The sequence below is a fragment of the Ruegeria sp. N11 genome (assembly GCF_056531525.1).
Map to the genome: position 1 here is coordinate 93,488 of NZ_JBQFLX010000002.1, position 16,196 is coordinate 109,683.

Annotated in this window: 21 protein-coding genes; 11 read left to right on the top strand and 10 right to left on the bottom strand. The window is 59.9% G+C overall.

Annotated features, from left to right (window positions below):
• Positions 1–20: 20 nt before the first annotated feature.
• From moaB to ACR0J8_RS02380, 5 genes are read right to left on the bottom strand one after another with little or no spacing between them, the layout of a single operon-like run.
• Positions 21–563, bottom strand: a complete 543-nt coding sequence (gene moaB, locus ACR0J8_RS02360; protein WP_480888825.1) for a molybdenum cofactor biosynthesis protein B — start codon at positions 561–563, stop codon at positions 21–23.
• Positions 564–569: 6 nt separating this feature from the next.
• The gene (locus ACR0J8_RS02365; RefSeq protein ID WP_480888826.1) at positions 570–1,190 is read right to left on the bottom strand and encodes a LysE family translocator; all 621 of its coding nucleotides are present in this window, start codon (positions 1,188–1,190) and stop codon (positions 570–572) included.
• Complete coding sequence (locus ACR0J8_RS02370) at positions 1,187–1,786, bottom strand: metallophosphoesterase family protein (RefSeq protein ID WP_480888827.1); 600 nt, start codon at positions 1,784–1,786, stop codon at positions 1,187–1,189. The genes ACR0J8_RS02365 and ACR0J8_RS02370 overlap by 4 nt, the downstream gene beginning before the upstream one ends.
• Complete coding sequence (locus tag ACR0J8_RS02375) at positions 1,783–2,550, bottom strand: uracil-DNA glycosylase (protein ID WP_480522841.1); 768 nt, start codon at positions 2,548–2,550, stop codon at positions 1,783–1,785. The genes ACR0J8_RS02370 and ACR0J8_RS02375 overlap by 4 nt, the downstream gene beginning before the upstream one ends.
• Before the next feature lie 10 nt (positions 2,551–2,560).
• Positions 2,561–2,803, bottom strand: coding sequence for a hypothetical protein (locus tag ACR0J8_RS02380; protein ID WP_480522840.1), 243 nt, complete (start codon positions 2,801–2,803; stop codon positions 2,561–2,563).
• Between the two features lie 509 nt (positions 2,804–3,312).
• Between ACR0J8_RS02380 and ACR0J8_RS02385 the strand changes: the two genes are divergently transcribed.
• From ACR0J8_RS02385 to ACR0J8_RS02415, 7 genes are all read left to right on the top strand, one after another.
• Entirely contained in the window at positions 3,313–4,248 is a 936-nt protein-coding gene (locus tag ACR0J8_RS02385; RefSeq protein ID WP_170679609.1) for an aspartate carbamoyltransferase catalytic subunit, read from the top strand.
• Positions 4,245–4,763 (top strand): hypothetical protein, encoded by a 519-nt coding sequence (locus tag ACR0J8_RS02390; protein WP_480522839.1) that lies wholly within the window; start codon positions 4,245–4,247, stop codon positions 4,761–4,763. The genes ACR0J8_RS02385 and ACR0J8_RS02390 overlap by 4 nt, the downstream gene beginning before the upstream one ends.
• A complete protein-coding gene (locus ACR0J8_RS02395; RefSeq protein ID WP_480522838.1) occupies positions 4,748–5,134 on the top strand; it encodes a hypothetical protein in 387 nt (128 codons plus the stop codon). Before ACR0J8_RS02390 ends, ACR0J8_RS02395 begins: the two co-directional genes overlap by 16 nt.
• Positions 5,131–6,411 carry a dihydroorotase gene (gene pyrC / locus ACR0J8_RS02400; RefSeq protein ID WP_480522837.1) on the top strand — a complete coding sequence of 427 codons (1,281 nt, stop codon included), beginning with the start codon at positions 5,131–5,133 and terminating at the stop codon, positions 6,409–6,411. The genes ACR0J8_RS02395 and pyrC overlap by 4 nt, the downstream gene beginning before the upstream one ends.
• On the top strand, positions 6,411–7,016 hold the full coding sequence (gene plsY / locus ACR0J8_RS02405) for a glycerol-3-phosphate 1-O-acyltransferase PlsY (protein WP_321249377.1): 606 nt from the start codon (positions 6,411–6,413) through the stop codon (positions 7,014–7,016). Before pyrC ends, plsY begins: the two co-directional genes overlap by 1 nt.
• Complete coding sequence (locus tag ACR0J8_RS02410; RefSeq protein WP_321249379.1) at positions 7,013–7,294, top strand: hypothetical protein; 282 nt, start codon at positions 7,013–7,015, stop codon at positions 7,292–7,294. The genes plsY and ACR0J8_RS02410 overlap by 4 nt, the downstream gene beginning before the upstream one ends.
• Before the next feature lie 189 nt (positions 7,295–7,483).
• On the top strand, positions 7,484–7,960 hold the full coding sequence (locus ACR0J8_RS02415) for a YHS domain-containing (seleno)protein (RefSeq protein WP_170679775.1): 477 nt from the start codon (positions 7,484–7,486) through the stop codon (positions 7,958–7,960).
• Positions 7,961–8,014: 54 nt separating this feature from the next.
• Here the strand turns inward: ACR0J8_RS02415 and ACR0J8_RS02420 are convergent, their stop codons facing one another.
• The gene (locus ACR0J8_RS02420; RefSeq protein WP_480522836.1) at positions 8,015–8,998 is read right to left on the bottom strand and encodes a quinone oxidoreductase family protein; all 984 of its coding nucleotides are present in this window, start codon (positions 8,996–8,998) and stop codon (positions 8,015–8,017) included.
• 190 nt (positions 8,999–9,188) lie between these two features.
• Here ACR0J8_RS02420 and ACR0J8_RS02425 point away from each other — a divergent pair, with 190 nt between their 5' ends.
• Complete coding sequence (locus tag ACR0J8_RS02425; protein ID WP_480522835.1) at positions 9,189–10,046, top strand: DUF2189 domain-containing protein; 858 nt, start codon at positions 9,189–9,191, stop codon at positions 10,044–10,046.
• A 37-nt stretch (positions 10,047–10,083) separates the two neighbouring features.
• Here ACR0J8_RS02425 and ACR0J8_RS02430 read toward each other — a convergent pair whose 3' ends face one another.
• Both ACR0J8_RS02430 and ACR0J8_RS02435 read right to left on the bottom strand, forming a co-directional pair.
• Positions 10,084–11,070 (bottom strand): NAD(P)H-quinone oxidoreductase, encoded by a 987-nt coding sequence (locus tag ACR0J8_RS02430; protein ID WP_480888828.1) that lies wholly within the window; start codon positions 11,068–11,070, stop codon positions 10,084–10,086.
• A gap of 55 nt (positions 11,071–11,125) precedes the next feature.
• On the bottom strand, positions 11,126–11,818 hold the full coding sequence (locus ACR0J8_RS02435) for a COQ9 family protein (RefSeq protein ID WP_480522834.1): 693 nt from the start codon (positions 11,816–11,818) through the stop codon (positions 11,126–11,128).
• Positions 11,819–11,929: 111 nt separating this feature from the next.
• Here ACR0J8_RS02435 and rpsU point away from each other — a divergent pair, with 111 nt between their 5' ends.
• A complete protein-coding gene (gene rpsU, locus ACR0J8_RS02440; protein ID WP_005614280.1) occupies positions 11,930–12,136 on the top strand; it encodes a 30S ribosomal protein S21 in 207 nt (68 codons plus the stop codon).
• Between the two features lie 310 nt (positions 12,137–12,446).
• Positions 12,447–13,496 carry a CAP domain-containing protein gene (locus tag ACR0J8_RS02445; protein WP_480522833.1) on the top strand — a complete coding sequence of 350 codons (1,050 nt, stop codon included), beginning with the start codon at positions 12,447–12,449 and terminating at the stop codon, positions 13,494–13,496.
• 47 nt (positions 13,497–13,543) lie between these two features.
• Here the strand turns inward: ACR0J8_RS02445 and ppk2 are convergent, their stop codons facing one another.
• A complete protein-coding gene (gene ppk2 / locus ACR0J8_RS02450; RefSeq protein ID WP_170614336.1) occupies positions 13,544–14,461 on the bottom strand; it encodes a polyphosphate kinase 2 in 918 nt (305 codons plus the stop codon).
• 299 nt (positions 14,462–14,760) lie between these two features.
• Here ppk2 and ACR0J8_RS02455 point away from each other — a divergent pair, with 299 nt between their 5' ends.
• Entirely contained in the window at positions 14,761–15,600 is an 840-nt protein-coding gene (locus ACR0J8_RS02455; protein WP_480888829.1) for a CPBP family intramembrane glutamic endopeptidase, read from the top strand.
• A gap of 3 nt (positions 15,601–15,603) precedes the next feature.
• On the opposite strand, the gene ACR0J8_RS02460 is transcribed toward ACR0J8_RS02455, so the two are convergent.
• Positions 15,604–16,062, bottom strand: coding sequence for an Lrp/AsnC family transcriptional regulator (locus tag ACR0J8_RS02460; protein ID WP_170614335.1), 459 nt, complete (start codon positions 16,060–16,062; stop codon positions 15,604–15,606).
• Between the last annotated feature and the right edge of the window lie 134 nt (positions 16,063–16,196).

Consider the following 16,196-nt stretch of genomic DNA (forward strand, 5'->3'; position numbering starts at 1 on the left):
GACTTGAACGTGTGACCAGTCTACTTCCGTCGCAGATGTTCGTCCAATCGGGGCATTATTTCCACAAAATTGCAGGGGCGATGCCGGTAATCGAACTGTTTTTCCAAAATCCCGTCCCAAGCGTCCTTGCACGCGCCGGGACTACCGGGGAGGGCAAACAGATAAGTCCCGCCCGCCACGCCGCCTGTTGCGCGCGACTGAACAGCCGAAGTGCCGATCTTTTCCATCGAGATGATGGTGAAGACGGTTCCGAACGCCTCGATTTCCTTTTCATAGACGTCGCGATGCGCCTCGACCGTGACATCACGCCCCGTCAGGCCAGTTCCTCCGGTCGACAGGACGACGTCAATATCGGGCTCGGCGATCCAGGCGCGCAGCTGATCTGCGATCTGGCTGCGCTCATCCGGCAGGATTTTACGGTCAGCCACAGTGTGGCCGGCCCGTTCAATCCGGTCGACCAGGGTCTGGCCTGACCGGTCTTCCTCGACCGAGCGCGTATCTGACACGGTCAGAACGGCGATACGGACTGGGATGAACTCCATGGTTTCATCAATGCGTGACATTTGGCGTCAGGCCCTTTCCATGATGGCAAGCCGGATCGCCAGAGCGGTGAAGATGCCGCCACTGACCCAGCCCAGAATTCTGGACGCGCGCGGGCTGTTGATCAGCATTTGACCCGCGCCCCCGGCAAACACGCCCACCAGCCCGTTGATAACGAACCCGCCGATGGAAATGATCGCCCCGAAGATCAGGAATTGCAGCAGAACGGACCCCGAGGCGGGGTTTACGAATTGCGGAATAAAGGCGAGGACAAACAGAATGACCTTCGGGTTGGTCAGGTTGACCAGAAACCCGTCGCGAAAGGCATAGCGTGTCGGTTTTGCCAGACCTTCGGCCGAAATCGCGCTGTGCCGTATTGCACCCCATGCCAGATACAGCAAATAGGCGACACCCAGCCAGCGGATCGCGTCGAACACCCACGGAACAGCGGCAACAACCGCGCCCAATCCCAGTCCGGCCAGCGAAACATGGATCATCGAGCCCATTGAAATTCCGGCGCTGGCGGCAATCGCGGGTTTTGTGCCGGATCGCAGCCCCTGCCCGAAACAGAACATCATATCCGCACCCGGCGTGAGGTTCAGTGCGATGGCCGCAGGCACAAAGGCCAGCAGCGTCACGGTCTCGATCATGCGCGGAACTCGAACCAGTTGACTTGCGGACCGAGATTGGCGACCTGCGACCGGCCGATCGAACCGCGATACCCCCAGCTGTCATGGATATGGCCACCAAGCACCAACGCGGGCTGAATCCGTTCTATTGCATTCCGGATGGCCGTTGACCCGACAGAAAGCCCCTGAGATGTCTTATCGCCGTACCCTTTCGGCGGTGAATGCGCGATCAGGATGTCGGTCCCGACGCATCGTGCCAGCATTTCGGTCGCATCGCCTTCGGTCATGTCACAGGACCAGTCGCCAAAAGGCGTAACCGGCACGCCGTAACCCAGACCGAACAGCCGCAGCCCGTCGACGGTCATACCGGACCCGTGCAGCACATGCACCCCGTCAGGGACGGCATCTGCCAGCTCTTCCGCGCTTTCGGCATTGCCCGGCACCAGAACCATCGGTGCAGCGATACCGGACAGCATGGCCATCGCTTCGTCCAGACCCTGACGCATGTTGCAGTAATCCCCGGCCCCAATCACCAGATCGGCCTCTGCACTGGCCGCAACCAGATCGGCGGCGCGGTTGCGCGCCATATGCAGGTCCGAGAACGCCAGTATTTTCATCGCTTCGCCTCCAGACACGCCCTGAGTTCCAGCAGATCGACCCAGGCCTGCCGCTTCATCTGCGGCTGCCGCAGCAGATAGGCAGGGTGAAACATTGGTATGACCGGCAGATCCAGCGCCTGTTCCCATTTCCCGCGCAGCCGCGTGATGCCGCGTTTGCCCAGCACGGCCTGACAGCTGATATTGCCCATCACCACAAGAACCTCAGGGTTTGCCAATGCGATATGACGCTGCAGAAACGGCTTCATCATGCCGATTTCCTCGGGCTTCGGATCACGGTTCTGCGGCGGGCGCCATGGCAGGACGTTCGTGATGTAGACATTCTCGGCCCGGTTCAGATCAATGGCAGCCAGCATCCGGTCCAGCAATTGCCCGGCGCGACCCACAAACGGCTTGCCTTCGCGATCCTCATCGCGGCCTGGCGCCTCGCCAATGATCATCACCCGCGCGCCGGGGGTGCCATCCGCGAACACCAGCTGCCGCGCTCCCCGCTTCAGGTCGCACAGATCGAACGCATCCATCGTTGCGCGTAATTCCGGCAGCGACCCTGCCCCGCGCGCGGCTTTTTCGGCAACCGCAATTGGGTCCGCCTGTCGCGGCTTTTCTTGCGACGAATGTTCAACAACCTGTTTCCGGGCCTTCGGCGCGGTATCCGGCAAGGCATAGCGGTCAACCGGCGCGTCACCGATAGCGTCGGTGACGCCCAGTTCAACCTGCCATTCCAGCAGGGCGCGCGCGGTATGATGGTCCATTGCCGATTCCATGCCTCATAATCTAACCAGCTTTGGCCCGAGGGAAAGCGAATAGACCTTGCCATGGCACCCGGTCGCACCGACGATGGTCATGTTCATGCTGATTGCTCTGAGATATATCCTGCTCCTGCTGCTGTTCAACGTCTTTGGCTGCGGCCCGGCCATGGCCACCTTTCACGACAAGCACGGACAGTGCCGCGCAGGGCAGTTCCAATGCGGCAGCACGTGCTGCAGCGGAGGCCAGCGGTGCAGCTTTGACGGCCACTGCATCCGCGCAGGCGGAACCTATTGCGGCGGGGGCCGGTCTTGCGGGCCATTTGAACGCTGCGTGGCAGGCGGCACCCGCTGTGCGCCTGCAGGGGCAAACAAATGCACGTCACGCCTGGATTGTCCAAGCAACAGTTTCTGCAACGGGCGCGGAGAATGCGAACGGATCACGCCCGATTTCAACCCCGGGCTGCCAAGCGCCTGCGACGATGGAAATGTCTGTTCTGCGGGATCGTCCTGTCTGCCGGCTGGCGGTTGCTCCCGCCCGGGCTGGTTTTTGTGCGAAAAAACCGGATCGCAGTGTCGTCCCGGCTTCAAATGCTCCAGAAATCAGGGCTGTGTGCCGGTCCGGGCCATCGATTGCGGTTATGGCAAATGGTGCAAACCCGGCGAGCAGTGCCTGCCGAAAGGCGGGTGCGAGAAACTGCCCGAGAGCTCTGATCCTTAGGTTGCCTTGCGCTGCCTGGCTTCTTATAAGCGGCCCGATTGTCAGACAGGAGCCCGCCCATGCGTTTCGCCCATCGTCACCTTCTTGGCATCGAGCATCTGTCGCAATCCGATATCACCGCCATTCTGGATCTGGCCGAGAAATACGTCGACATGAATCGCCAGTCGTCGAAACACTCGGATGTGCTGGCGGGGCTGACCCAGATCAACATGTTCTTCGAGAACTCGACCCGCACGCAGGCAAGTTTCGAGATTGCGGGCAAGCGGCTGGGCGCGGATGTGATGAACATGGCGATGCAGGCCAGTTCGATCAAAAAGGGCGAGACGCTGATTGATACGGCTATGACACTGAACGCGATGCATCCCGATCTGCTAGTGGTGCGGCACCCGCATTCCGGCGCGGTCGATCTGCTGGCGCAGAAGGTGAACTGCGCCGTGCTGAACGCGGGCGACGGGCGGCACGAGCACCCGACCCAGGCGCTGCTGGACGCGCTGACCATTCGGCGCGCCAAGGGCCGGCTACACCGTCTGAACATCGCCATTTGCGGAGACGTGGCCCATTCCCGTGTGGCACGCTCGAACCTGATCCTGCTGGGCAAGATGGAGAACCGCATCCGCCTGATCGGCCCGCCGACGCTGGTGCCTGCGCAATTCGCCGAGTTCGGAGCCGAAATCTACGACGACATGAACGAGGGCCTGAAAGATGTCGACGTGGTCATGATGCTGCGCCTTCAGAAAGAGCGGATGGATGGCGGGTTTATCCCTTCGGAAAGGGAATACTACCATCGCTATGGTCTGGACGCCGCCAAGCTGGCGCTGGCAAAACCCGACGCGATCGTCATGCACCCCGGCCCGATGAACCGTGGCGTCGAGATCGACGGCACACTGGCCGATGACATCAACCGGTCCGTCATTCAGGAACAGGTCGAGATGGGCGTCGCAGTGCGGATGGCCGCGATGGAACTGCTGGCCCGCAACCTGCGCGAGGCCGCATGAGCGATCTGACTGTCGCCCCCCACGAACGCGGCGTGATCCGCCTGTTCACGCTGGACATGCGTTCCGAAGAGGCGAAGTTCCTGCGCGAACCGGGCGCTGCCGATCAGGTTCTGGGGGTTGACGGACTGGACCCGGACCAGATCGACGTCTTTCCGGTCTCGGACCTCGAAGACCTCGGGCTTTACGGCTATCTGAACGAGGGCTGCGGCGTCTCTGCCGACCAACTGGACCGCGCCGCGTTGGACGCCATCGAAGGCTGGGTGATGGTCGTGCGCAGTGCCGCCTTTGGCGACCGCCCGGTAACACTGACGCCGGACCCGAGGCTGCACCTGACCGGTCTTTATACCGAAGAGGCCACCAACTGGACCGGCGGCCCGATCGAAACCGAAAGCGCGAAACCGTTCTCGGCGCCTCAGGTCGCCCCTGTAGATGACAAGCCACGCCGTATGGGGTCGGCCATTCTGGCTCTGATGATCTTGCTGGTAATCGGAGGTGTCCTGTGGCTGATCCTGTAAGTTTCGCACCGGACAAAGGCGCCTATATCCGCACCAACGCCTGGCTCGCTGCCGGGGCCATGGCGTGTGCGATGCTGGTTCTCTGGCTGATCGGCAACCCCTACGTCTGGACCGGCGCACCCGCCGGGCTTGCCGCCATCGGCATCCGCGCCTGGTATCTGGCCTCCGAAGAACTGGTTGCCACATGGCAGATGACGGATACCACCCTGACCGGCCCCGGCCCCCGCAATGTGCCGCTGAACCAGATCGATGCGGTCAACATCCTAGGCAGCTTCGTCCAGATCGTCACCAAAAGCGGTGACAAACATCTGATCAAATACCAGGCAGACCCTGCCGCCACCAAAGCCGCAATCGAAAGGGCTATTTCATGAGCACCGTTCTCTTCTCAAACGCTCGCCTGATCGACCCTGAGGCCGGAACGGATGCAACCGGGTGGCTGCAGGTCGCCGAGGGCCGGATTGTGGCGCGCGGAGAGGGGCAGGCACCGGTTTGCGACTCCCAAATCATCGACTGCGGCGGCCACTGTCTGGCACCGGGTATCGTCGATATTGGCGTCAAGGTCTGCGAACCGGGTGAACGGCACAAGGAAAGCTATAAATCCGCAGGTCTCGCCGCTGCTGCCGGAGGTGTGACCACCATGGTCACCCGGCCCGACACCAGCCCCGCCATCGACACGCCGGAAACGTTGGAATTCGTCACCCGCCGGGCTCAGGCCGATACACCGGTTAACGTGCTGCCGATGGCCGCCCTGACCAAGGGCCGCGAGGGCCGCGAAATGACCGAGATCGGTTTCCTGCAAGACGCAGGAGCCGTTGCGTTCACCGATTGCGATCACGTTATCGCCAATACCAAAGTGTTCTCTCGCGCGTTGACCTACGCGAAATCCTGCGGCGCGCTGGTCATCGCGCATCCGCAGGAACCGGGCCTGAGCGCCGGGGCCGCCGCGACCAGTGGCAAGTTCGCTGCCCTGCGCGGCCTGCCCGCCGTATCGCCGATGGCCGAGCGGATGGGGCTGGACCGCGACATCGCCCTGCTGGAAATGACCGGTGCAAAATACCACGCCGACCAGATCACCACCGCCCGCGCCCTGCCCGCACTGGAACGCGCCAAGCGCAATGGGCTGGACATCACCGCCGGGACCTCGATCCATCATCTGACGCTGAACGAGTTGGACGTGGCCGACTATCGCACCTTCTTCAAGGTCAAACCCCCGTTGCGGTCCGAAGACGACCGGCTGGCGGTGATCGAGGCGCTGCGCACCGGGTTGATCGACACGATCAGCTCGATGCACACGCCACAGGACGAAGAAAGCAAGCGTCTGCCGTTTGAAGAAGCCGCCTCGGGCGCGGTGGCGCTGGAAACACTGCTGCCCGCCGCGCTGCGCCTTTATCATGCCGAGCAGCTGGACCTGCCGACGCTGTTTCGCGCCATGGCCCTGAACCCGGCGAAACGGTTGGGCCTGGAGTGCGGTCGCCTGTCCGAAGGCGCACCGGCCGATCTGGTGCTGTTCGATCCCGATGTCCCCTTTGTGCTGGACCGGTTCGCCCTGAAATCCAAGTCGCAGAACACACCGTTTGACGGCCAGCGGATGCAGGGTAAGGTCACAGCGACTTTTGTCGCTGGCAAAGAAGTTTACCGGAGAACCTGATGCCCCTGATCGACAGTACCATGACCCAACTGATCCTGTGGGCTGTGATCGGTTACCTTATGGGGTCCGTTCCCTTCGGCATGATCATCGCCAAGGTCATGGGACTGGGCAACTTGCGCAGTATCGGGTCCGGCAATATCGGCGCCACCAATGTTCTGCGCACCGGCAACAAGGCCGCCGCCGCGCTGACCCTGATTTTCGATGCGGCCAAGGGGGCGGTGGCTGTTCTGCTGGCACGTTCACTGGCCGGAGAAGACGCAGCCCAGATTGCCGCCCTGACCGCTTTTCTGGGACATTGCTTTCCGGTCTGGCTGGGCTTCAAGGGCGGCAAGGGTGTCGCGACCTTTCTGGGCCTGTGGCTGGCGCTGGACTGGCGGGTCGGAGTTGCCTGCTGTCTGAGCTGGCTTGTGGCGGCGGCGATCTGGAGGATCTCCTCGGTTGGCGCGCTTGCAGCGGCGGCCCTGCTGACGGTTTGGATCGTTGTTCTGACGGATGGCGCGACGTTCATTCTGGGGATAATTCTGACCCTGTTGGTCTACTGGCGGCACAGTGCCAACGTCGCGCGTATCAAGGCCGGGACCGAGCCGAAAATCGGCAAATCGTGACCCCGCCAGACGAATTTCTGAACGCGTTCTTTGCCCTGCCCATGGGCACTTTCACCGGGACGAGCCGCAACGGGCGTTATGTCGTGTGCCGCCAGACCGTGGCGAAAGGCAAGTCGCACAAGCTGGTGGCGCATCAGCTGGACGGCACAGATTTCATCAGCCTGAACCTGTATCAGACCAAGAACAGCGGTGCGCTGCTCCGACCCTGCGAGATGTCTGCAGCCAAGGTGATCGCGTTCACGATGGCGCTGGTGCCCGATCCGCAACCGGTCGGCTGAAACCTTCGTTCCCGCACATCACCTATTCATAACCGCACAATCACAATTGATTGCTTTGAACGTGAACAGCCCGCTTCCCAACTGGGGTGTTGTGACGGCCAATTACCGACCGCACAGGACAAAATCACGAGGGAAACCAAGGTGCAATTCCAACGCCATCTGGTGACCCGGTTCACGAAAGGTGAAGCAATGAACAAGATCAAATCCCTTATCGGCGGCGTCGCGCTGTCTGTTGCAATTGCAAGCTCGGCCATGGCGGCGGGTGTTGAACTGAACGCAAGTTCGACCGGCCTGGCCTTGCAGGGCTACGACCCGGTGGCCTATTTCACCGCAGGTGAAGCGACCAAAGGCGACTACCGCATCACCGCGCTGCACAACGAAGCCCTGTACCGCTTCTCCTCGGAAGAAAACAAAGCCGCATTCGAAGAGAACCCAGAGGCTTATCTGCCGGCATATGGCGGCTACTGCGCCTTCGGCACGGCCATGGGCTTCAAGTTCGACGGTGATCCGAACTACTGGAAAATCGTTGACAACAAGCTGTACCTGAACCTGTCGGCGGACATCCAGGAACGCTGGGAAGGTGACATCCCGGGCTTCAACGAAAAAGCGGACGCGAACTGGGAAACCATCGCTCATAAAACCCCTGCTGAATTGCAGCAGCAGTAATTTTCTGATCCTTTCAGAACAAACGGCGGCGGAGATTTCCGCCGCCATTTGCGTTCAGGGTTCAAGAACCGTGCTGCCGGTCGTCTGGCGCGCCTCCAGCGCCCGATGCGCATCGGCGACCTGTGACAGGGCAAAGCGCTGATCGATGTGCAGCCTGACTTCCCGGCCTTCGACCTTGCCGAACAGACGCCGGGCCATGGCCTGGCATACCGAATGATCCGCGATGTGGGTGAACAAGGTCGGGCGGGTGATCTTCAGAGAGCCTTTACGGCCGAGTATGCCGATATCCACCGGTGGCACCGGTCCGGACGCATTGCCGAACGAAATCATCATGCCCAATGGTTTCAGGCAATCCAGAGAACCTTCGAACGTATCCGCGCCGATTGAATCCATGACCGTGTCCACCCCCTTGCCGTGGGTGATCTCGGCCACGCGTTCGGCAAAATTTTCGGTCCGGTAATTGATGCATTCGGCGGCCCCGTTGAACCTGGCCAACTGGCATTTTTCATCCGTGCCCGCCGTGCCGATCAGGGTGATGCCCTCGGACTTGGCCCACTGGCACGCGATCAGTCCCACCCCGCCGGCAGCGGCATGAAACAACACCGTGTCGCCGCGTTTCAGGGGCGTCGTCCGGTGAAACAGATATTCGACCGTCATCCCTTTCAGCATCATGGCAGCGGCGGCATCGAACGGAATGCTGTCGGGCAGCGGGCAGACCTGCGCCGCCGGCATTACGCGTGCCTCGCAATAGGCGCCCGGGGGAGCCGCTGCATAGGCGGCTCGCTGACCGGGTTGAAGGTGGGTCACGCCCTCGCCGACGGCTTCAACCACCCCGGCGGCCTCCATGCCAAGGGCGTGTGGAAGTTCCAGCGGATAAAGGCCGGTCCGCTGATAGACATCGATAAAATTCAACCCACAGGCGTGATGCCGAATGCGAATCTCTCCCGGACCGGGATCGCCCACGGGCCTGTCTTCGATTCGCAGAACTTCGGGGCCGCCGGTTTCATGAATGACCACGGTACGTGCTGTTTGCTGCATGCTCACCTCCTTGCGCCTGCAACCAAGCTAACATGACTGAGGCACAGGGCAATTGACCTGTCTCAGAATTATGGCGGCGCAAAAGAAGATACTGTGCTATAGTGATTTCACACGTTGTCGGCTGATCCGGCCACGACCCCCTGCGCCGGACATGATCCGAGACGCAACCTCGTTAGGGGAGGGGATGAGTATGGCAAAAACAATCGGTAATCCAATCAGCTGGGCCGCCAGAAACATCAGTGCGTCCGGCGATCATATATCGGAAAGCGTATCGCGGATCGGAAGCGCCGATACCAAGCACCTGCCGGTGGTTCAGACGCTGACACTTCAGGACCTGCGTTCCTGCCTGAAAGCCGGATATCAGGACTTTCTGGAAACGCGCGCCGACGCGATCTTCGTGGTGCTGATTTACCCGATTGCCGGGCTTCTGATGGTCGGGTTCGGGCTGAACATGAACATGGTGCCACTGCTGGCGCCCCTGATTGCGGGCTTTGCCCTGATCGGCCCGGTCGCAGCCGTGGGTCTGTACGAAATCAGCCGCAAGCGCGAACAGGGCGAAGTGGTTCAATGGCTGGACGCGTTCGGTGTCTTCCGGTCGCCGTCCTTCGGTGCCATATTGGCGCTTGGCTTCTACCTGGTCATGTTGGTGCTGATCTGGCTGATGGCCGCACAAGCCATCTATGCACAGACGCTGGGACCGGAACCGCCCGCCTCTCTGAGTGTGTTTGCAGCGCAGGTGTTCACAACCGGCGCAGGCTGGACCATGATCGTTGTCGGAACCGCCGTCGGTTTCCTGTTTGCGCTTGTCGCCCTGGCGATCAGTGTTGTCAGCTTTCCGCTTCTCCTGGACAAGCAGGTCGGGCTGCCGGTGGCTGTGGTAACGTCCTTCCGCGTGACGCGCCAAAACCCGGGTGTGGTGTTGACCTGGGGCTTCATCGTCGCGGCCCTGCTTATTCTGGGGGCCATCCCGATGCTGCTGGGCCTGATCGTGGTGATGCCGGTTCTGGGCCATTCGACCTGGCATCTGTATCGTCGGGCCATCGCCTGACGCGGTCGCGCGCGGGGCACCCCCGCGCGCTGTTCCCTTAGCCTGCGACGTTCAGAACGATCTTGCCAATATGGCCCGAGCTTTCCATGCGCGCATGCGCTGCCGCCGCTTCGGCCAAGGCAAACTCGCTGTCCATCACAGGTGAGATCTTTCCGGCATCCAGAAGCGGCCAGACCGCCTCGCGCAAGTCCTGCGCGATCTTTGCCTTGGCCAGATCGCTTTGCGGGCGCAGGGTGCTTCCGGTCAGGGTCAGGCGTTTCACCATCATCATGGCAAAGTTCAACTCGACCTTCGGACCCTGCAGGAACGCGATCTGCACCAGACGTCCATCCTCGGCCAACGCCTTGACGTTGAGCGGGATGTAATCGCCCCCCACCATATCGAGGATCAGATTCGCCCCGCCTTCGACCCGCATCGCCGCCACGAAATCTTCGTCCCGGTAGTTGATCGCCTTTTCTGCTCCTAGCCGGACACAGGCTTCGCATTTCTCGGCAGATCCGGCTGTTGCAAAGACCCGTGCGCCAAAGGCATTGGCCAACTGGATCGCCGTTGTGCCAATTCCGCTGGATCCGCCATGGACCAAAAACCGCTCACCGGCTTTCAGCCCGCCGCGCGTGAAGACGTTGGACCAGACGGTGAAGAAGGTTTCGGGCAGGCATGCGGCTTCTTTCATGCCCATACCATTTGGCACAGGCAGACAATGGGCGGCGGGCGTCGCGACATATTCGGCGTAACCACCGCCTGGCAGAAGCGCGCAGACCTGATCGCCGAGTGACAGCCCTTCAACCCCTGATCCGATGGAAACCACTTCGCCGGAAGCTTCCAGGCCCGGCAGATCACTGGCGCCCGGAGGGGGATCATATGCACCTGCGCGCTGCAGCGCGTCGGGGCGGTTCACCCCGGCATAGGCGACCTTCAGGATTACCTGACCATTGGCCGGTTTCGGAATCGGGCGTTCGGTCAATCGCAGAACATCCGGGCCGCCAGGCTCGGATATTTCAACGGCGCGCATCGTCTGGGTCATGGGCAAATCTCCTTTGCCCAATGCCTAGCAGGCAATTTCTGGAAGGCCCAGACGCTTACTTGCGCGGATTCAGCATCCCGGGCAGATCGGTCCGCATTTTCATCGGCGGCTTCACCTGCCCGGCCAGCCAGTTCGGAACCGCAAGGAACGGCTTGAATAATGGATTGTCGTTCACCTGTGCCTTGAGCTTCTCGAACTGCATGACATTGTCGATGCGCCTGTCCAGAAACTCCCATGTCTTCTGATGCGCGGGGGCCTCATCACCCAGCCAGAACAGCAGGGTCGAAGAATACACTCCCGACAGGGTGGCGCGCTTAGTGTACCAGTTCACATCATCGGAAGTGTCGCCAAGCGTATCCCAGATCAGGTCGCAGGTCTGCCACAGGGCCTTGGCCCCGTCTGCCGCATGAAGGGGCAGCGCAAAAAGGGTCATACCCTTGCGGACCAACTCCTTATCCTCGACGGCCTGCAACCGAAAGCGCACTGCGGCAGCAACCCGATCGCGGAATTTCAGATCGCCCAGATCTTCGGATTTCAGACGTTCGACCATGACTGCATCGCCGCGTGCGTGGAAAGCCAGCGCCAGATCGACCGCGCCACGCGGACAGATCGCGCGCGCCAGACCTTCATCCATGTCACAGTCCGCAATAGCCGCGCGAAAGCCCACCTCGGACCAGCCGTCAAACGGAACGTGGGTCAGCATCGCGTCCAAAAGCTGTTGCTTTGCATCTTCATAAGTGGTGGTCATAGCGGTTCTCCGGTTCTCAGAGCCAGTACTAGACAAGATATAACGACTTTGCTATACGGCCAACTCCTGCAATTTCCTTGCAACTCTATCTAGAAAGGTGGTGACAACCACATGCAGGTTAGTGTTCGCGACAATAACGTCGATCAGGCGCTTCGGGCCCTGAAGAAAAAGCTGCAGCGCGAAGGCGTGTTCCGTGAAATGAAGCTGAAGCAACATTTCGAGAAACCGTCCGAGAAAAAAGCGCGCGAGAAAGCTGAAGCGATCCGCCGTGCCCGTAAACTGGCACGTAAGAAAGCACAGCGCGAAGGTTTGCTCTAAGCACCTTGCTCGTCCAGCTTTGGATGACACTATTTGACGACCCCCGAGGCCCCGCCCGGGGGTTTGTCGTTTTCAGGGGGCATCGCCCGTTTGCCGGTTACATTCCGCCGACCCGTGGGACAGACCGCGCGACAAGCTGCCATTTTCCCATAAGCAGCATTTTGCCCGGCATTTTGCAGCGCAGCGAATCCTGCCCGGAAAGCGCTGCGTCGCCGTAAACCGCCGATCTTTCGACAGTCTCTATCGCTGTCGCGCCTTGCACCTCTAAGTGGCGTCGTCCGAAAGGACTCAACCATAAACGGAGGCAACAATGTCGACTGCAAACACGTTCGAACGCGAAATGCTGGCGCTGATCAATCAGGAGCGCACATCCCGCGGGCTGAACCAGCTGAAACTTGAAACCCAGCTGAACGACTCGTCGGAAAACCACAGCAGCTGGATGCTCAACACGGATACCTTCAGCCACACCGGATCGGGCGGATCGAGCGCGACTCAGCGGATGGAAAATGCCGGGTTCGACCTGGAAGGCAGCTGGCGCACCGGCGAAAACATCGCCTGGCAATCCGAACGGGGTGCCCCAGGCATCAGTGACGATGTTGCCCAGCTACATCAGGGTCTGATGAACAGCCCGGGCCACCGCGCCAATATCCTGAACCCTGAATTCGAGTATATCGGTATTGGCATTGAAACCGGGGACATGCAGGGATTTGACGCGGTCATGGTCACCCAGAACTTTGCCGCAACCGATGCCGCTGTTCTGCCGGACACCGGAGAACCCTCGGCACCCGACCCGGAGGAAACGGATACCGAGATGACGGGAACAGATGTAACTGAGCCAGAGGAGCCGGATGGCGAAACGACCGATACGGAGGTGACGGAAACGGAAGAACCGGAGACCGAAACGGAAGAGCCGGGGACTGAAACAACGGACACGGACGAAACCGAGACTGAGGAACCGGAGACCGAAACAACTGACGCGGATGATACCGAGACCGAAGAACCGGAGACCGAAACAACTGACGCGGATGATAGCGAGACGGAAAATCCGGAAACCGAAACGCCCGATATCGAAGTGACCGATTCAGGCGAACCAGAGTCCGATTGTTTTGACGTACAGGCCTTTCTGGACGAGATCGCTTCATTCCTGGAAAACCTGCAGGCCCAGTTCGATCAGTTTGATTGGGATGGCACCGAAACCGCAGGCGACGAAACCGGTGACATGGATGACTTTGATCTTGTGACGGGTGAAGACAGCGAACAGATGGAAGACCCTGCTGATACCGGCATGGTCGCCGAAGACGGCTGTGACTTCATGATGTTCAATATCTTCAACGTAGACTGCATGATGGACGCCGCCTGATCCGACGTTCCGGTGCGAGGCTGGACAACCAGCCTCGCACAACGTCATCAATAGATCTTTGGAACGTAAAGCTCATCCGGCAGGATGCGCCGTTCGTATTCGGGATTATATCGGCGGTCGGGCAGATTGACCTTGTCCTGCGGCACGTCTTCGTAGGGGATCTTGGTCAGCAGATGCTCGATACAGTTCAGCCGCTCGCGCTTTTTGTCATTGCCTTCCACAATGTACCAAGGTGCCTCGGGGATATTGGTGCGAAAGAACATGTCCTCCTTGGCCTTGGTGTACGCCTCCCAGCGGATGCGGGATTCCAGATCCATGGGTGACAGTTTCCACTGTTTCATCGGGTCGTGAATCCTCATGAGGAATCGCAGTTGCTGTTCTTCATCGGTGATCGAGAACCAGTACTTCAGAAGAATGATCCCCGACCGCACCAGCATCCGTTCAAATTCGGGAACGTCCTGAAAGAACTGCTCGACCTGGTTTTCATTGGCAAAGCCCATGACGCGTTCGACACCGGCCCGGTTGTACCACGAGCGGTCGAAGAACACGATTTCGCCCGCCGCAGGCAGATGCGGAACGTATCGCTGAAAATACCATTGGCTCTGCTCCCGGCGGCTGGGCGCGGGCAAGGCCACAACTCGGGCGACGCGCGGGTTCAGGCGTTGAGTGATGCGTTTGATCACCCCCCCTTTGCCGGCGCTGTCACGGCCTTCGAACAGAATGCAGACCTTGGCGCCGGTGTGAACCACCCAATCCTGCACCTTGATCAGCTCGGCCTGCAGGCGCAGCAGGTTCTGAAAATAAACCTTGCGGTCCAGCATGTCGGGATGCTGGTCCTTGTAGATCTTGCGGACCTCCATCGAAAGCATTGGTTCGCTGAACTCGATTTCGAAATCTTCGTCCAGCGTGTCTTCCAGTTCCGCCTCAAGCCAATCTTTGGGGGTACTGTTGTTTTCGTATGTCAAGGTCTGCTCCTTATCATTCGTCGGGTCTGGACCGTACCGGGCAAGTGTAACTGCCGGATGTCACCGAAAATGCGGTGACATCGCCAAATCCCCGGGCAAGTGGCGCTGACCTGACAGGTGCAGACCACGAAAACAGGGCCGTTGTGCGGTCTTTGTCCTGAATGTGGACCCATGGTGCCGGGGATACAAGCGTTAGAATTGACGCAATGCCAACAGGTTGAAACCAATAGGCCAGAGCGATATTGCCATTTCCCGCAATCAGGCGGCAACAATGCCGGCATCGAATGCATGAGGCTTTTGTGGACCATTTTGTTTCTCTGTTGCCCATGATCTGGCCATGGGAGGTCCTGATAACCGCTCAGGTAAGCACCTTGGCCGGGCATCTGCGGCTGGGTCTTGCGTTGCTTTCGGTTTTCGCGGTCGCCGCGCTGCTGACCGGGCTTCTGGCGCCGCTGGCAACCGGACTTGCCGTGTCGGGCTTGATCGGGGCCTGGTGTCTGCATCGACTTCAGGGCCGGTGGGTTCTGGTCGGGCATCTGGCGTTGATTGTCTGGTGCATCGCACTTGGCGCACATCTGCTGCCCGGATTTCGTAATCTTCTGGTCCTGGATCAGGTTCGCGCGGGTCCAGACAGCGCGCTTTTTTCAATGCACCTGAATCTGGACAAGCCACTGGTGTTCTTCGCGGTTGTGCTTGCTTGCCCTGCGATGTTGAGCCGAAAATCTCCGGTACGCTGGATGCCTCTTGCACTTGGTCTCGTGACTTTGCCGCTGCTCTTTGCGACAGGATTACTGACTGGGGCCGTGCATCCGGAAGTCGGCCTGCCCGAATGGTGGCTGACCTTTGCCCTTTCCAACCTGTTCCTGACCTGCCTCGCGGAAGAGGCCTTCTTTCGTGGCTACCTGCAAACGGTCCTTGCGACCCAGTTCGGGTCTGCCGCAGGAATTGCGGTCGCAAGCCTTCTGTTTGGCGTGGCCCATGCGGGCGGTGGCGTCCCTCTGGTCCTGTTTGCATCACTGCTTGGGCTGGGCTGCGGTCTGGGTTATTTCGCGACGGGACGAATTTGGGTTCCTGTTGTGATGCATTTCGCCTTCAACGCCCTGCATCTGGCCCTGTTCACCTATCCCGGCCCAGCCTGAAGATCACACGGGCAATGCGGTGGTCTTGAAAACGGTCCGCAGCGCAAAGGAACTCTGCATCTGCGCCACGCCGGGCAAACGTGACAGGTATTGCCGGTGGATACGGGCAAAGTCCTCGGTGTTTTCCGCGACGACCTTCAGGATGTAATCCGCTGTACCCGCCATAAGATGGCATTCCAGAACATCCGGTATCCGGGATACTGCCTTCTCGAACGCATCCAGAACCTCTTCGGCCTGACCCTGCAACGTGATCTCGACAAACACGGTTGTCGGAACGTTCATCTTGCGCGCATCCAGCAGTGCCACGTAGTTGCGGATATAGCCTTCGACCTCCAGCCGCTGTACACGTCTGTGGCAGGCAGAGGGCGACAGATTCACCTGCTCTGAAAGCTCGGCATTGGACATTCTGCCATTGCGCTGCAGGGCGGCCAGAATCTTTCGATCAGTCGAATCTATGCTCATTCACGCAAATCCTTTGCAAGATTCTGACAGTATATCGAAGAATCCACCGAAACAAACCTAGTTTCCGGGCAAAGTTTCACAGAAATTGCGGCGGTGAGTGCCCATAATTTAGGCAGTTTATGGATGGAGAGCCC

Bases quoted from the DNA above. Each gene is read 5' to 3' on its own strand.
- ACR0J8_RS02435 (WP_480522834.1), bottom strand. From the start codon at position 11,818: ATGACCACCACTTATGAAGATGCAAAGCAACAGCTTTTGGACGCGATG.
- ACR0J8_RS02390 (WP_480522839.1), top strand. From the start codon at position 4,245: ATGAGCGATCTGACTGTCGCCCCCCACGAACGCGGCGTGATCCGCCTG.
- rpsU (WP_005614280.1), top strand. From the start codon at position 11,930: ATGCAGGTTAGTGTTCGCGACAATAACGTCGATCAGGCGCTTCGGGCC.
- ACR0J8_RS02430 (WP_480888828.1), bottom strand. From the start codon at position 11,070: ATGACCCAGACGATGCGCGCCGTTGAAATATCCGAGCCTGGCGGCCCG.
- ACR0J8_RS02460 (WP_170614335.1), bottom strand. From the start codon at position 16,062: ATGAGCATAGATTCGACTGATCGAAAGATTCTGGCCGCCCTGCAGCGC.
- ACR0J8_RS02365 (WP_480888826.1), bottom strand. From the start codon at position 1,190: ATGATCGAGACCGTGACGCTGCTGGCCTTTGTGCCTGCGGCCATCGCA.
- ACR0J8_RS02375 (WP_480522841.1), bottom strand. From the start codon at position 2,550: ATGGAATCGGCAATGGACCATCATACCGCGCGCGCCCTGCTGGAATGG.
- ACR0J8_RS02370 (WP_480888827.1), bottom strand. From the start codon at position 1,786: ATGAAAATACTGGCGTTCTCGGACCTGCATATGGCGCGCAACCGCGCC.
- ACR0J8_RS02415 (WP_170679775.1), top strand. From the start codon at position 7,484: ATGAACAAGATCAAATCCCTTATCGGCGGCGTCGCGCTGTCTGTTGCA.
- moaB (WP_480888825.1), bottom strand. From the start codon at position 563: ATGTCACGCATTGATGAAACCATGGAGTTCATCCCAGTCCGTATCGCC.
- ACR0J8_RS02445 (WP_480522833.1), top strand. From the start codon at position 12,447: ATGTCGACTGCAAACACGTTCGAACGCGAAATGCTGGCGCTGATCAAT.
- pyrC (WP_480522837.1), top strand. From the start codon at position 5,131: ATGAGCACCGTTCTCTTCTCAAACGCTCGCCTGATCGACCCTGAGGCC.
- ACR0J8_RS02420 (WP_480522836.1), bottom strand. From the start codon at position 8,998: ATGCAGCAAACAGCACGTACCGTGGTCATTCATGAAACCGGCGGCCCC.
- plsY (WP_321249377.1), top strand. From the start codon at position 6,411: ATGCCCCTGATCGACAGTACCATGACCCAACTGATCCTGTGGGCTGTG.
- ACR0J8_RS02385 (WP_170679609.1), top strand. From the start codon at position 3,313: ATGCGTTTCGCCCATCGTCACCTTCTTGGCATCGAGCATCTGTCGCAA.
- ACR0J8_RS02425 (WP_480522835.1), top strand. From the start codon at position 9,189: ATGGCAAAAACAATCGGTAATCCAATCAGCTGGGCCGCCAGAAACATC.